This is a genomic window from Burkholderia sp. LAS2 (assembly GCF_018417615.1).
Classification (GTDB): Bacteria; Pseudomonadota; Gammaproteobacteria; order Burkholderiales; family Burkholderiaceae; genus Burkholderia; species Burkholderia sola.
On record NZ_CP071052.1, the window covers coordinates 3,880,368 to 3,895,290 of the forward strand.

Annotated in this window: 12 protein-coding genes and 1 pseudogene; 2 read left to right on the forward strand and 11 right to left on the reverse strand. The window is 67.5% G+C overall.

Annotated features, from left to right (window positions below):
- Positions 1 to 16 precede the first annotated feature (16 nt).
- The 10 genes and pseudogenes from pilV to JYG37_RS17920 form a co-directional block, all read right to left on the reverse strand.
- On the reverse strand, positions 17 to 1,720 hold the full coding sequence (gene pilV / locus JYG37_RS17875) for a shufflon system plasmid conjugative transfer pilus tip adhesin PilV (protein WP_213345680.1): 1,704 nt from the start codon (positions 1,718 to 1,720) through the stop codon (positions 17 to 19).
- A complete protein-coding gene (gene pilM, locus JYG37_RS17880; protein WP_050011165.1) occupies positions 1,713 to 2,192 on the reverse strand; it encodes a type IV pilus biogenesis protein PilM in 480 nt (159 codons plus the stop codon). The genes pilV and pilM overlap by 8 nt, the downstream gene beginning before the upstream one ends.
- Before the next feature lie 52 nt (positions 2,193 to 2,244).
- Entirely contained in the window at positions 2,245 to 2,799 is a 555-nt protein-coding gene (locus tag JYG37_RS17885; RefSeq protein ID WP_124651090.1) for a type 4 pilus major pilin, read from the reverse strand.
- A 102-nt stretch (positions 2,800 to 2,901) separates the two neighbouring features.
- Positions 2,902 to 3,978, reverse strand: coding sequence for a type II secretion system F family protein (locus tag JYG37_RS17890; RefSeq protein WP_176015396.1), 1,077 nt, complete (start codon positions 3,976 to 3,978; stop codon positions 2,902 to 2,904).
- A complete protein-coding gene (locus JYG37_RS17895; protein WP_213345681.1) occupies positions 3,968 to 5,752 on the reverse strand; it encodes a GspE/PulE family protein in 1,785 nt (594 codons plus the stop codon). Before JYG37_RS17895 ends, JYG37_RS17890 begins: the two co-directional genes overlap by 11 nt.
- 4 nt (positions 5,753 to 5,756) lie before the next feature.
- The gene (pilP, locus tag JYG37_RS17900; RefSeq protein ID WP_244140503.1) at positions 5,757 to 6,287 is read right to left on the reverse strand and encodes a type IV pilus biogenesis protein PilP; all 531 of its coding nucleotides are present in this window, start codon (positions 6,285 to 6,287) and stop codon (positions 5,757 to 5,759) included.
- 46 nt (positions 6,288 to 6,333) lie between these two features.
- Complete coding sequence (pilO2, locus tag JYG37_RS17905) at positions 6,334 to 7,650, reverse strand: type 4b pilus protein PilO2 (RefSeq protein ID WP_213345682.1); 1,317 nt, start codon at positions 7,648 to 7,650, stop codon at positions 6,334 to 6,336.
- 25 nt (positions 7,651 to 7,675) lie between these two features.
- Complete coding sequence (gene pilN / locus JYG37_RS17910; protein WP_176015400.1) at positions 7,676 to 9,415, reverse strand: PilN family type IVB pilus formation outer membrane protein; 1,740 nt, start codon at positions 9,413 to 9,415, stop codon at positions 7,676 to 7,678.
- A complete protein-coding gene (locus JYG37_RS17915) occupies positions 9,415 to 10,713 on the reverse strand; it encodes a toxin co-regulated pilus biosynthesis Q family protein (RefSeq protein WP_249746005.1) in 1,299 nt (432 codons plus the stop codon). The genes pilN and JYG37_RS17915 overlap by 1 nt, the downstream gene beginning before the upstream one ends.
- Before the next feature lie 406 nt (positions 10,714 to 11,119).
- A pseudogene (locus JYG37_RS17920) lies at positions 11,120 to 11,438 on the reverse strand (transposase); the annotation flags it as partial.
- A gap of 243 nt (positions 11,439 to 11,681) precedes the next feature.
- Here JYG37_RS17920 and JYG37_RS17925 point away from each other — a divergent pair.
- Together JYG37_RS17925 and JYG37_RS17930 are read left to right on the forward strand one after the other, a co-directional pair.
- Complete coding sequence (locus tag JYG37_RS17925; RefSeq protein ID WP_050011173.1) at positions 11,682 to 13,115, forward strand: helix-turn-helix transcriptional regulator; 1,434 nt, start codon at positions 11,682 to 11,684, stop codon at positions 13,113 to 13,115.
- Positions 13,116 to 13,296: 181 nt separating this feature from the next.
- Positions 13,297 to 13,764, forward strand: coding sequence for a lytic transglycosylase domain-containing protein (locus JYG37_RS17930; RefSeq protein ID WP_050011174.1), 468 nt, complete (start codon positions 13,297 to 13,299; stop codon positions 13,762 to 13,764).
- A gap of 206 nt (positions 13,765 to 13,970) precedes the next feature.
- On the opposite strand, the gene JYG37_RS17935 is transcribed toward JYG37_RS17930, so the two are convergent.
- The gene (locus tag JYG37_RS17935) at positions 13,971 to 14,771 is read right to left on the reverse strand and encodes a hypothetical protein (RefSeq protein WP_249746006.1); all 801 of its coding nucleotides are present in this window, start codon (positions 14,769 to 14,771) and stop codon (positions 13,971 to 13,973) included.
- Positions 14,772 to 14,923: the final 152 nt, after the last annotated feature.

Genomic DNA, 14,923 nt, shown 5'->3' on the forward strand with positions numbered 1-14,923 from the left:
GCTCACGGTCGGGCGCTCAGTAGTAGGAGTTGATCGTCCAGCCCGCCGCGACGGGCGTGTTCCAGACCGTCTGGCCGGACTCCCCGCAAAAGCTGCTGATCCACGGCGTCGTGATACCGGCGTACGTCGCCCAGTTCGTCGTCACGACGATCGTGTAGGTGCCGGGCGTGCCCGCCTGGGACAGCGCGTTGTTGATCCCGCCCGAATCGTCCTGAAGCGTCGGCGTCTGGCTCTCCGTATGCCCGAGGTTGTGGTTGCCGCCGTCGGTGATGTCGATGCTCTGCGAGAGCTGCCCCCGGTTGCCGGTAGGGCCGTTGCACATGCCGTCGTTCAGGTGCGCCCAGGTGGACGCGACGATGATCCCCGGCTTGGCGAGGTTGACGGTCGTCCTGAACGTATACGAGTACGTACCGTTGCTGCCGTTGTACGAATAGGCGCCCGACTGGAAGTTCGTCGCCGGCTGGCCCGTGCAGGCCGAGTAATCGCCCGCGCCGTTCGGGTTGGCCATCACGAGCTGACAGCCCGTGAGCGACGACGCCGGCTCGATTTCGCTTTGCGTTTGCCACCTGCCGCCGCGGCACGACAGCACGCGTCCGTTCGCATCGGTGGAGACGAGCGTCGTGCTCGCCGACGCGGGGGCGATGGCCGAATTCTGCGGCGCGGGCGGGCATGGGTCGCCGACGTTGTGCGCGTTGCCGAGCGCGAGATTGCCCGCTTCGTCCACCGCCAGCGCCTGCCATGTGGCGCCGTGGTACGCATAGGCCCGATTCGTCGCGGTGGTGAGCCGCACGTCGCCCTGATGCGCGGCCACGCCCGCGAGCGCCGCTTCGTCGGCCACCGGCTCGCGCCAGTGATAGGCCGCCTGCGGCACCCAGAGGTTCTGCGTGCCGTCGCAATTCAGGACGTTGCCCGACGCGTCGGCCGCGATGGCGCCGGGCTGCGTGCAGGCGGCATAGTCGATCTGCCGCGCGAGCACGATCGGCACTTGCATCGTGTTCGCCTGCGGATTGCCCGGCACGGCCACGCGGTACAGATAGTCGACGTTCTGCGCCTGCGTGCCGTCGTAGAAAATGAGGCTCGCGAGATGGCCCGTGCCCGTTTTCTTGCCTGTGCACGATGTATTCGCCGGGTTCGGCGTATCGATTTTCCAGGTGCCGAAGGCGCCGGTGGCCGCGCCGTTCGCATTGTTCGTCGCCTGGATCGAACCGCCGCCCGGGCCGGCGTTCGCCGCGATGTAGCCGAGTTCGGGATCGGGAATGGTCCGGCCGCCCTCCGTGACGAGCAGCGCCTGCAACGCCACCGGGTTCGCGCCGCCCGGCGCCGCGTAGACGAGCAGGCACGGCGCCTGACCATAGGGGTTCGTGCCGCCCAACGCATTCGGAAGGTAGGTCGACAGCTGATACGTCGAGCCGGTCATTTTCGCGATCACCGGCGAGGTGGTCGTGGCCTGGGCCGCGAGCGCCGTGTAGTTTTGCCGAATGAGCCGCGTGGCGGCCGCCGTCAGCTGCGATTGATAAAGCGCGGCCTGCTGCGCGCGCGTATCGTCGAGCGACGAGTTCGTGAGCGTGACGAGGCCCGCCATCATCAATGCGGCGAGCGCAAGCACGGCCAGCATCTCCACCATCGTGAAGCCGGACATGCGGCGAGCCGGCCGCGCGCGGGGGCCGCGGCGCCGCATGCCGGTGCGGGCAAGGGTGCGGGTGCGGGTGCGCTCAGTCATACGCTTGCGCCATCCATACCGGCATGCCGTTCGGGATCGCGTTCGCCAGTGCGGCCGGCAGCGGCACCGCCGGGTTGCCCGGAGACACGAGGTTGGCGCCGAGCGCCACGCCGGCCAGCGCCGAGCCCTGCGCAATCTGCTCGATGCCGTCGACCGCGGCCGCGGCCGACGCGGATGCCGCATAGACCACGACCAGGCTGCCCGCATAGCCGGCATTGGGCTGGACGTAGTTCCGCCACATCGGATCGGGAACGGTCGCCCCGAGGGAGGGCGCGAGGCTGGCCGCCGGCACGCTGCCGGCGAACGACGGGTTGGCGCGCGCGAACGCCACCACGGCCTGCCGGTAGGCGCTCATGTTCGCCGCGAGCGCCATCGCCGACGGCGCGAGCGGTGCCGGCGCCGCCTCGGCGCCGAGCAGCGCGTAGGCACCGGTCAGCATCGCGAAGGCGGCGACGATCCAGATCAGGAACATGGCGGGCGACTCGTGGCGTCAATCGGGGCGAAGGCCGGTACTCGGGCCGCGATCAGGCCGAGGTCCAGATGATGTTCTTCGCACCGCCGGCACAAGCCGCCTGAGCGGCGGCGGGCGTGACCGGCACGATTTGCGCCGCACCGCCGATCGAGACGGCCGTCCACGTTCCGCCAGCCGATGCTGCGTTGATGCAGACGTCCGTCGGCACGGAATCGAATTCGATCGTGAAGGTACCGCTGCCGGTGCCCGTCACGGTTACCGCGCCACCCCACGCATCGGTAACGGTATTTGCCGCTGTGTCGATGACGAGCGTCGTCGGGATGATGCCGGCGGCAATGGCGACGGTCGTCGCCAGCCCGTTGTAGCCGTTGGTCTGCCCCATATACAGCTTCTTGACGCCGGTCTGGATGGCCGTCACCTGCTCGGCCGTCTGATTCGACGAAGCACTGCCGAATGCGCCGCGCAGCAGCGCAATGGCGCCGATGACGACGATGGCGGCGATCCCGAGATAGGCGATCGCTTCGAGCAGCGTGGCGCCACGCTGCATGCGCCGCGACCCGCGGCTACCCACCTTGGCGCGAATCGATGCGATGGTCTTGACATTCATGTTGCTCTCCTTGGTTTCCTCAATCGGCACTCGAGAAAGACGTGCCGCTCCTTTCGACACCCGTTCGTTTGCACTGCGCTTACACGTCATTACACGGCAGGCTCAATGCAGACTCCGGGCCAAAGCCGCAATTTCCTGCTGAATTCCGAAGAAGCCGCTGATCAGCCACGACAGCACGAGCGCGAGCACGACGATCGCCGCGCCGTTGACCACGCGCATCTGCGCCTCGATCGTCTCCACGCCGTCGGTCATCCATTCGTTGGCGATCGCGTGCAGCGCCTCGGCGAAGCCCTTGTATTCGGCATACACGCACAGATCGTCGACGATCTCCTCCGAAGGAAACCGGTAGCCGGCGTTCTTCATCGCCTCGCCGACGTTGAGCCCCGATTTCACGCCGAAGAGCATGTCGTCGATTCGCCGCCTGAGCCACGGCTTCGCATCGGTGGCGAGCCGCGCGAGCGAGCGTTCGACCGTGAAGCCCGCCGCCTGCAGCGACGAAAACGCGACGAGAAAACCGCAGCCCGTGATGAGTCGATAGATCGAGTAAGGCGGGTAGCGGTCGAGCCAGATCCGCACGTTGCCGGACCAGCGCGGCATCGAGTAAAAGAGCGCCGCGACGAGGATCGCGAGCACCACGAGGCAGTAGATCATGCCGCCCTGCACGAACCGGGACAGCTCGTAGAGCGACTTCGCCACGCCGTGCCAGTGCTCCGGGTTCACGATCGACGCGAAGCGCGGAATCACGAGCTGGCCGAAGAGGTACACGTACCCGATCGTCATCGCCACGATCACGCACGGGTAGGTCAACCCGCCGACGATGGCCGTGCGGATCCGGCGGCTGTACTGCACGACGTTGCACACGTTCAGCAGCGCGGCCTCGAGGCGCCCCGACTGCTCGCCGGCCATGACGATCATCTGCTCGGTATGCGGCACCCACCACGCCATTGCCTCGGCCAGCATGCCGCCGTTTTGCACGACGCTGCGCCAGTCCGCGAGCGTCAATGCCAGCGGCTCGTTCGGCTTGCGGCCCTCGTGCGACGCACGCAACTCGAGCTCCTCGAGAATCTTGAGCAACGGCAAACCGTTCGCGAGCATTTTCGCGATCTTGCGATAGAGCCGCAGGCGCGCCTGCGTCGTGAGTTGCAGGCGCGCCCAGCGCCGGTTGAGCTCAAGTGCCATAGCCGCTTCCGAGCGGCTGCGGCCGCCCCCCGCTGCCCGGCATGAACGGGCCGACCACGCGCTCCGCCATGCGCGGATCGACGAGGCCCGCCGCCACTTTTTCGAGCGCGTGCTGCGCGACCGTCTGCCCCGCGAGCTCGCCGAGCCAGTACGCGTTCGCATCGGGCTTGCGCCCGGCGCGCAGCAATTCGCAAAACGTCGCGTCGGTGCGCACGACCTCGGCCACCACGGTCCGGCCGACCGTGCCGTTCTTGCAATGCGGGCAACCGGGCCCGGCCACGCGCACCGCGTCGAACCGCGCGCCGACGGCCCGCTTCACGCGCGCGACGAGCCCCATGTCGAGCTGCGCCATCGACTCGGCCAGCGGGCGCGAGCAGTGCGGACACAGCAGCTTGACGAGCCGCTGGCTGATGAGCCCCGTGACGAGCGATTCGTCCGTCACCATCGCGATCGGCAAGCCGAGATCGACGAGACGGTCCACGATCGCGAGCGCGCCGTTCGCGTGCACCGTCGTCCAGACCTGATGGCCCGTCATCGCGGCGCGCAACGCGCTTTGCGCCGATGCGCGGTCGCGCACCTCGCCGATCATGATCGTATCGGGATCGAGCCGCATCGCATTCGCGATCGCGGCGGCGAACGCGAGCGAGCGCGCCTCTTCCGTCGGCGCGTTGACGACGGGCGTCTGCACCGCGCCCTCGATCGGGTACTCCACCGGATCTTCCACGGTGATGACGTGGATCGAGCCGGCCATCTCGCGCAATTGCTTCGTCAGCACGCGCTGCAACGTCGTGGATTTGCCCGAGCCGGTCGGGCCGCTGATGATGTTCATGCCGTGCGGCTGCTGCGCGAGCAGCTCGAACGCGTTCGCCTGCGCCACCGTGAAGCCGAGCTCGGTCAGGGCCGTCGCCTCGCCTGCATCGTTGTAGAGCAGCCGCAGCACCATGACACTGCCGACGCTCGTGGGCGCCGTCGCGATCCGCACGCCGAAAAGCCGGTCCGGCAGCTTGTCCCGATCGCCGATGGCCGCGTCCTGGCGCTCGTTCGGCTTGTAGGTGTTGTCCGATACGCTCGACATCGCCGCATAAAGCGTGGCGAGCAGCCGCTCGCCGTACTCGCGCGTCTGCTCCGACATGCGCACGAGTTCGTTGTGGATGCGAAACAGAATCTCCGTGCTGAAGCGGTTCACACGGATATGGATATCCGACGCACGCGCATCGCACGCCCGCGCGATCAGGTTCTTCGCGACGACCTGCATCTGCGTGTGATCGATGCGCTCGGCGCTGCCGTCGCGGCGCGGGCCCTGATAGCTGCGCCTGATCGCATCGAGCGCCACGAGCCGCGTCGTATAGCGGCAATTGAGCCGTTCGAGCCTCGCGCAGTACGACAGCACGAACGGATTCATTTCGTGCCCTTCGGCCACGAGCAGCGTGCCGTCGTCGAGCAGGCAGAGAAACTTGCGCTCCTCGTCGCTCGCGGCGAACTCGCCGCTGTCGGAAAGCGGGCGCGCCACGGCGGCGAGCGGCAGCGCCTGCCCCGGCGGCTGGCTTTGCGACGCCGTTTGCGCGGGCTGCACCGAAGCGGCGGCGGCAGCGGCCACGGCGCTCAGCACCGGCTCGCGTGGCCGCGCAACGGGCGCGAGCGCCGGCGCGGCCGGGGCCGCGGGCTGAACCTGCGTCACGGGCGGATCGGTTTCGATCGGTTTCACGGCGCGCGAGAGAATCAGCGGCGTCACGCTTTTGGGCGTCTTGCCCGGCGGTGTCGGAGACGAACTCATCGCGTCACCTCGCAGACATCGGCAAAGCAGGCAGCGTCGGCACCGGCGGCACGCCGGGCGAGCCTGTCGACGCCACGTTGCGCGCGGGCTGCTGCCGCGCGCTCGCGGAGACGGTCAGCGTCGTGCGCCGTCCGTCTTGCGATGCGAGGACGATCGCACCCGGGCGAATGGCCGCCACGCGCATGCCGTTGGGCAGCGTATCGCCGGGCCCGACGTCGAACTCCGCGCCGTCGCTCGTCGCCACCGTTGCGCCGAGCTTCTTGCCGAGCCCTTGTGTCGCCACGAGCGACACGTCCGAATACGACGAGACGGTACTGCCCATCCGATGCAGCGCTTCCTGCCGCTCCGCCACCTGCGCCTGCGCGTCGAGCTTTTTCAGCTGGGCCTTGAGGATCATCGTTTCCTCCTGTAGCCGCATCAGTTCGTTGGCTGCCTGCACGGCGGCCGGCGTCGGAACGACGTTCATGCGCGGCGCCGCTTCAGCGGGCGCGGCGGCCGTGGCAGCTGCGGCGCCGGCCTCGCCGAACGCGGCCAACGGCCACGCCCAGCAGCAGGCGAGCACCAGTACAGTCAATGCAGCGTCATTTCTCATAGAGCACTCCGTCGAGCGTCCACTGCCCGGATTTGTATGAAAGCGTCTCGACGCGCACACCCGGCTCGTCGAGGTACCTGATGAGGCTGTCGGGCCGCACGTCGTCCAGTTGCGCCGACATGCGCCAGGTCTGCCAGCGCGGCGCCGGGGGCGGCTCGCCGCCCGGGTGCAGGCGGTCCAGCGTTTGCGAAGCGAGGCTGCGCTGCGGCGCGCTTGCCGGCTGCAGCGTGAACGTCAGGCCGATGCCCAGCAACTGGAAGGCGGAAAGCATGCGCAAGCGCACGCCGCGCACGCCCTCGAGCACTTCGTCTCCCCCCACGGGCAATGCCAGCGGCTCCACGTAGCTCGCATGCTCGCCGTTGCCGTCGATCGTCGCGCGCGGCTCCGCCGCCATCAACATCGCCACGTTCGATCCACCCCGCGACCAGCTGTAGCTGACGTTCGACGCGCGGCAAACGTAGTCGTCGAGTTCCCAGCCGCCCGGCGCGAGGTGCGTGAAGTGATCGAGGCACGCGCGAACGAACGCACCGGGCCGTGGCTCGCTGGCCCACGGGTGCGGCGCTTCGGGGGGGGCCGCGGGCTTGGGCGGATGCAGCGCGAGCTCCGCGCGCATCCGCTCGAACGCCTGCTGCCGCTCGAGTTCCATGCGGTGGCGCCGGTACGCGACGATGCCGGCCGCCACCGCGGCTGCCACCACGATCGCAGCGGCGGCGAGCAGCACCTCGCGCCGCGGTGCGCGCCGCGAGACACGCGACAGATTGAGCCAGCGCGGCAAATGCGGCTTGCCGCCCCGCCGCGGGATCATGTCCTCGATGCGCCGCGCGTAGAAGTTGTGGAACCCCTGCACTTCCAGCTGCGGATCGCCGATGACGACGTTCCAGCCGCCGAGGCTGTAATCGCCGTGCAGCCGCTCGAACACTTCGTCGCTCGAACCGATCCAGTCGCCGTTCGGCAGGAACGCGCCGTCGCGCACGGCGAAGTAGGCCCAGCGCCCGTCGGGCAGATGAAACGCGCCGAGCCAGTTGGGCGCCGGCTGCTGGCGTCCGTCGTAGAACGCGCCTTCGGCCGCGATCGTCTTCGACACGAGCGCGCCGAGCGACGGCAAGCCCAGTTGCGCGCCCTCGCGCGTGCTCGCGAAACCCGCGCCCGCGAACGTGCGGTCGATACGCAGCACCATCGCATCGAAATTCAGGCGCGCGGCGAGTTCCACGGCCTCCGCGCGCAGCGCGTGCCGGCGCGAGAGCGATTGCCAGAAAAGGCCGCATATGAAACGCTGGCGGCCGATCTGGATGACTTGCGTCGCCATGACGGTTCCTGTGCCCGAGCGCGCGTCAAGCGCCGTTGATCGCGATGGGCGACAGCAGGATGACGATCACCTCGCGCGTGCCGGACGCGTTGAATCCGCCCATCGCGTAGTTCGACGGATGGCCGACGCCTTGCCGGTTATCCAGATCGGTGATGCCCTCGTAGCCGCTGATGACGAGCGTCTGCCCCGACTTCACCGCGATGCGCTGCAGGAAGTTGCGCGTATCGACGGTCGGCAACTGGATCTGCTGGTTCGCCGGGCCGAACGGCGCAAGGTTCACGAGCGACGAAATGTTGCTGTAGAACTGCATCATGATCGTGCCGTCGTCGAGGATGTGCGGCAGCACCGTGAGGTTGAAGCCGGTCGTGATCGTGCCCGGCGTGAGCGACGTCTGGCTGCCGACGTTGACGGTGTTGGTCGTCGAGATCTGCGCGAGATAGCCTTGCTGCTCGGCCACCTGCACCGGAACGGGCTGATCGTTGAGCGTCGTGATCGACGCCGAGGTCTTGCGGTGCACCGTGCCCTGGGTCGAAAGCGCATCGATGATGGCCGTCGTGCTCGAGGCGCGGCTCGACGGTGTGATCACCGTGGCCGAGAGCTCGCTCGGGTTCTGGATCATGCTCGTGAACGCGGTGGTGATACCGAACTGCGTGCCGAGCGCCTGATAGACCGCGTGCCAGTTGATGCCGTAGCTGTCCTGCGCGGAAAGCGTGACCGAGAGCACCGTCACGTTGACGAGCACCTGCCGCGCGAGCACGCGGTTTTGCTGCTCCATGAACTCGCCCACGCGCTCGAGCACGTCGGGCGTATCGGTGACCGAGATCGAGCCCGTGGCGGGCGAGGTGATGACCGAGCCTACCGGGGAGAGCATCGCCTTGATCGCCGTCTGCAAGCCGTTGTACACCGAAAGCTGCGCGTTCATCGTGATATTCGCGGTGTTGTCCGACGACACGGAGGGCGAACCGGACGTCCCGCCACCGCCACCGCCTCCGCCGCCGATGCCCGCGCCGCCGGCGCCCGATCCGCCCGCCCCCGCGCTGTTGCTCGACGCGCCGCCGCTGTTGCTCGCCCCGCTCACGACGTTCGTATCCAGCTTCGAGTCGCCCGGAATGGCGACGACCTGATAGACGCGCGTGGCTGTGTAGAAGAAGACGATCGCGCCGTCCTCGTACTTCCAGTAGACGCCGAAGCGAGCCGATGCCGTGTCGAGCAGCCCGCGCAGCGTGCCGCCGGAATACGCGATGCGCACGGGCGAGGATACGCTCGGCACGCGCGCAACCACCGTCGCGGCGCTCGTGCTCGGTGCAGGCCCCTGCAGCAGGCCGGGGGGCAGCGGCGGCACGCCGGGATAGGCGCCGGCGCCACCCGTATCGACCGCGGTCTGCGTCGCGCGCGCGGCCGCTTCGCTCGTGCCCGGCGCAACCTTGGCCGGCAGGTGCGCGAGGCGCGAAATGCGATCGGCGAACATGCGCAGCGAATCGACCGTGCCGTCGAAGCTCGCCGGCTCGTCGAAGAGCTTCGGCAGCGTCGATTTCGTCGCGAGCTTGATCGTCTTGCCCGAAAGCCAGAGTTCGTCCTTGACGATGACGTCGTCACTGCCCGGCACCGCGCGGTTGTCGCCGTTCGAGAGCTTGCCGAGCAATTGCCCCGCACGCGCGGTATCGACCTGCGAGCTGCGCTCGATCTTGTCCAGGAGACCGGTGCACCCCGCGAGCAGCGACAGGCATGCGGCAAGGATGACGAAAGGACGACGGAGGACGCTCATCAACTTGCTCCTTTGGGAACGACGCGCATGACGCGGTTGCGCTGGTACAAGACCACCTGGATCGGCACCTGCGAGCCGGCGAGCGCATTGGTCACCTGACGCAGCGCTTCGGCGAGCGTGCCGTGTATCGTGGCCGTCGCGTCGACCTGAAAATCGGTCGGCACGTCCCAAATGAATTGCCAGCCGGCTTCGCTCGCCCAGCGCGCGAGCGCGTTGCGCACGGAGCCGTCCGACAGGCGCATCTGCCACTCCGTGCGCTCGGGCGGCGCCGCGGGTGCGAACGCCGGCGTGGCGGTGGGCGCCGACGACGGCGCCGGCGAGCCCGGGCCGGACGCCCATTGCGTAGCGGCGAGCAGCGGGGGCTCAATGGCGTCACGCTTTGCCGGCGTGGGTACCTGCGCTCGCGGCGGTGCTGAAACACGTGCCGGTGCCGATGCCGGCATGGCCGGCCCGGCTGCCGGTGCGGGCGACATCACCAGAGCGGGTGCGGGTGCGGGTGCGGGTGCGGGTGCGGGTGCGGGTGCGGGTGCGGGTGCGGGTGCGGGTGCGGGTGCGGGTGCGGGTGCGGGTGCGGGTGCGGGTGCGGGTGCCGGCACGAGCGGGACCGCCAATGCTGCCGCGTGTGTGCGAGCCGATACCGGTGTTGCGGGCATCGACGTCGAAACGCGCGCCTGCGCCACGGTCTGCGCCTGTCCAATGGCAGGCCCCGCCGCGGGAGCCATCGCCGCCGCGCCCGTGGGCAAGGTGGTAGACGCATTCGTGGCGGCACCGTTCATGCGCGACGCCGCGCCGGCCGCCGCCGGGAAAGGCTGCGGCGCGTCAACGTTTGCGCGCCGCGCGTGCGCAGTCACCGAGAGCAAGCGCATATCCGTATCGATGCGCGCCTGCAGCGCGGGATCGACCGACAGCACCTCGCCGAGCGCGTGCACGACCGACGAGCCGGCGCGCCAGCTCACGGGCGCGTCGGCCCATGCGCCCGCGTTCGGCACATTGATGCTGTAACTCGTCGGCATGATCTGTTCGAGCGCGCGCAGCAACGGAACGTCATGGCCGCCCGTGCGCACGACGCCGCCGAGGCGCTGCCCGCCGTCGACGATGACTTGCTGATCGGAAGCGTGCGCGACCGTGCAGGCGAACCAGACGCCGCCCAGCAGCGCCCGAATTGCCGGCGGTATCGCCGCTATCCAGACATTCGCCCTCGCCCGGCTCCACCTCTTGTCGCTCACGCACCTCGGATGCGCCGGAAGCTCTATTTTTTTTGTTGCCACGTTCTTTTCAATCTGCTTGAACCATGCCAATAGCCGCCCTAAAAGCAGTACCGAAAGGCGTCAGGAATTCGAAAGAAATTGTGTAAGAAAACAGTAACGACGCGTAAGGATATCACTACAGATCAATGGGTGTTTACGGCAAAGCACACCGCGCCTTTAAGTAAAAAAATACTCTCGGAAAATCGTTCTTTCTCGGCCGGCATGGATGATACAGGCACTGGCCCGAACGCGTCGTCCTCGCGGCACAATCCCCGCCCAGCAAGGCGCTGCGGCCGCTGCCACGTATTTTTTGGACGTTTTGACGCGAATCACGGAATGGCCGCCCGTGGAAATATGCCAGATACAATGATGTGCTATGGCGCCGTTCGCGGGCGAGTCGCCAATTGGGTGCCGTGCGCGAGGTATCCGGAATTCCGCGTGTGACGCGGATTGAGATTCAAACTCCAATGTTTAATCGTTCTGGATAAACAAGCGCGAACCGATTCATGGCGCGCTTCCAATCGTGCCGGGAACCGGTTCACCTGGTCAGGACGTTGCGCAGCGCCATCCAGATCCGTTCGAGCGCTGCCTCATCCGCCGGGAAGCGGTCTCGACCGTCGTTTCCGGGAAGCCCTTCAGGCCGTCGACCACCGCGATCAGGATGTCCTGCACGCCGCGCAGTTTCACGTCGTCGACCGCGCGCAGCCAGAACGCGCGCCTTCGGCCTGCCGGATCCATAGACCGAACACGTCCCGCGTGCCATCGCCGTGCACCGCGCCAACTACCGCACCGCGGCAACAAACGTAACAAATCACCAAACAATCGCGACGCAGGCCTGCCGCTCGTGCGTGAAAGTCCGCCGCGGCGCCGCCCTCTCCGGCCACCGCCGATGCCGAACCGAAGGTAACAAACCATCACAAACACGCGCTTAAATCGGCCCGCGATGAAAACATGCGCTCACGGCTTCACGAATCGTTTCACGCCGCTTAACGCATCGCTCATCGAGTCAGGAGCACGACATGTTCTCAACGATCTACTTCGCCGCCGCCTCGGCCCTCGCTTTCGACGACACCCCTGCGGACGTCGCCTCGAAAATGCTCCAGGGCCAGTTTCTCGACGCTGTCCGCCACGCCGCACGCCACGCCGATACCGACACGGCGCAAGCCCAGCCCGGCTACGCACAGCTGCAAGTCTGCGCCGACCTCGAGCTGATGCTCGGCCGCCATGAAGAAGCGGAGGAAACGTATCGCCGCGCGCAAAAAGCCATTCGCGCCCATCGCGACGATCTGCGTATCGCGTCGTGCCGCAATACCGGCTGGCAAGCGTTGTTCCGCAACCAGTTCAACGTCGCGCTCAGTTGCTTCAAGCGCGTCGGCGAGGAAAAGGCGGCCACGCCACGCCAACGTCTCGACAGCCTCGTCGGTGCGACACTCGTTTCGTTTCATCTGGGCTTGATCCAGGCGGCGTGCCATCGCCTCGGCGAACTGGCCGCGCTGGCGGCAACGCATGACGATCGTCGCTGGCGCTACCTCGTGGAGGCGTTGCGGCGGGACCTCTTCGCGCAGCACGAACTGCACGGCGCCGAGCGACTCGCCGACCACATCTACTGGCGCTCGGCCATCGCGGAGTTCGAGCCGGGCGAGGCGCCGGTACCCGGCACGCAGCCCGCCGGGACCGTGCTGCCGCTGTTGGCCGAACGACTCTCGCACCTGAACCGGCTCGTGTCGCTGGCCGACGGCCGGACGAGCGCGGGCGAAACGCTCAAGCAATACGTGAGCTGGAGCCGCCAGGCCGGCCTCAACGATTATCACCGCAGCCTGTGCCTCGAAATCACGCTGGCCGCGATCGCCGGCCACGCGACGCCGTTGGCCGAAGCGATGCTCGATGCGTCCGGCGCGGCGAATTCGCAAGGCAGCCAGCATGCGCGCTGGTACCTCGACTACCTCTACTGCCGCGCGAAGATCATGCAGCAGCAGATGCGCACGCAGGAATTCGCGCAGTTCTACGGCCGCTACGCGCTCGCCTCGATTCAGCACGTGCGCGCGGACAGCATGTCGATGCCCGCCGCGGCCGATCACATGCAGGCATCGCGCGCGGCACAGCGCTCCGACGACGTGAGCGCCCGCCTGCCGGCGAAATACCGCCGCGCCTATCGCTACCTGATGGACAACCTCGACCAAAAGGATCTTTCGGTGCGCGAAGTGGCGTCGCATGTGGGCGTGACCGAGCGCGCGATGCAGGCCGCGTTCAAGAACCACCTCGGGCTGTCGCCGAGCGAGCTGATCCGGCGCCAGCGGATGGAGCGCATTCGCGACGATCTGCTCGACGACGGCGCACCGGCCACGCGCGTGCTCGACGTCGCGAACAAGTGGGGCGTGCGCCATCGTTCGACGCTGGTCAACGGCTACCGGCGCGTGTTCCAGGAAGCGCCCTCGGAGACGATGGGCCGCTGAGGGCAGCGGTGTGCGGCGCCAAAGCGCCTGCACTCCCGATCGGTAACACGGCCGGCCCGCGGCTTTTTTCCGCCAACGCCGTCCGACGAAACGCACACGCGTGGGTCGGACGGCGTTTTCATTCGCACGTCGGTGCGAAGCGATTCCCACACCGCTGCTCTTACCGGATACCGGATGATCCATGATGCGACTATTCATACCCAGGCCGGCGCTCGTGCTGGCGCTTGCCGTTCTGTCCGCGCGGCCCGCCGAAGTGCGCGCGCAGACCCTCGACTGCTTTGCGGCGGCCGCGGCCTATCAACATGTGAGCCCCGTCGTGCTGCGCGCGATCGCGTGGCAGGAATCGCATGGCAACGCGAACGCGCGCCATCGCAACCGGAACGGTTCGACCGATTACGGCATGATGCAGATCAACTCGATTCACCTTCCGCTGCTGTCGCGCTACGGCGTCTCGGCGGACGACCTCATGAACCCCTGCTCGAGCGTCTACGTGGCTGCGTGGCACCTGCACAAGATGATGGTCAAGTACGGGAACACCTGGGCGGCGATCGGTGCGTACCATTCGGAGACACCTGCCGAGCGCGATCGCTACGCGCGTTCGGTGGAACGCATCGTCGAGCGCATGAAGCTGGCGGATGACGGGCAGTAGGATGAGCAGGAGCAGCCGGGAGACCCGGCTGCCCGCGAACGCCATCAACAGGGAAAGCGACGTTGCATGAGGAAGTCGTCCCGTATGGCGAGCGCCAAGGCAAGCGCGAAGCGCGGGGACGAAGCAGGAACGAGGCAGGCAGGACGCGTGGACGAACCGCGGCGTTCGCGAGCCGCGCGCGACAACGCCGCGGCCCGCCGTCGCCGTTACTGCCCCTTCGCGGCGTTCGAAATGTTGCTGGCGCCCTTGTTACCCACCGACGCCAGTGCCGACGTGAGCTCCTGCGACTGCTGGTTGACCGCGGCCGCCATCGTGTTCGCGTTGTTGAGCCGCGTCATCTCGTTTTGCTGTTTCATGAAGTCGTTTTGCATCGCAGCCATTTGCGTCACGGGGTCCCCTGCGCCGAGGGCCGATGGACGCACGATGTCACCCGCCGCATGCATTGCGGTGGACGCGATGCCCGGCGGCATGAACTGACTTCCGGCATGAAGCGCCGAACTCAGCACCTGTGCACCGACGTTCCCCGCGCGCCCCGGCAGGCTGGCGAAGTTGCGCGGCGGCGCAGGCGGAGGCGGCGGCGCGCCGTCGGCCCCCTTGAAGCTGGACAGCCCGTCCAGTTGGCCTTTGCTGCGCGCGGGCGATTGCTTTTGCGCGCCGTCGGCCGCACCGTTCTTCGTCCCATTCTCGAACTTCGCGACAGTGGACTGGACGAGCCCCGGCCGAATTCCTAAGTTGTTCATGGCGAACTCCTTGAGTGACATGACGATTTCCGTCGCCTGCAACATCGCTCGATGTCGGCGCGGCACGGTCCCCGCATCCCACTCACGCGGAGCGATATCGAGGAATGCAAGCGCAAGCTTATGCTCGACGGCATTGCGCCATGCAAGCGACGCGACGCGGCGAGCGAAATTGCGAAGCACGCATGCGACATATGCGACGAAGTGCGCAAAGAGATCCGCGGTCGTCGCACCGGCGCCGGCATCGACGTGCGTGTTTTTGCACGCCACTTCGGAATCGGCAGGCTGCCACCGTCATGTCGTTTTACCTTTCCAACACGAGAACCCACGTTCGCAAAGCGCGAAGACGGAATCGACGGGCGAAGGCACGTCGACCGCCTGGACGCGATGAGGCAGCGCGCAAGTCCATCGAGGCCTTTGTC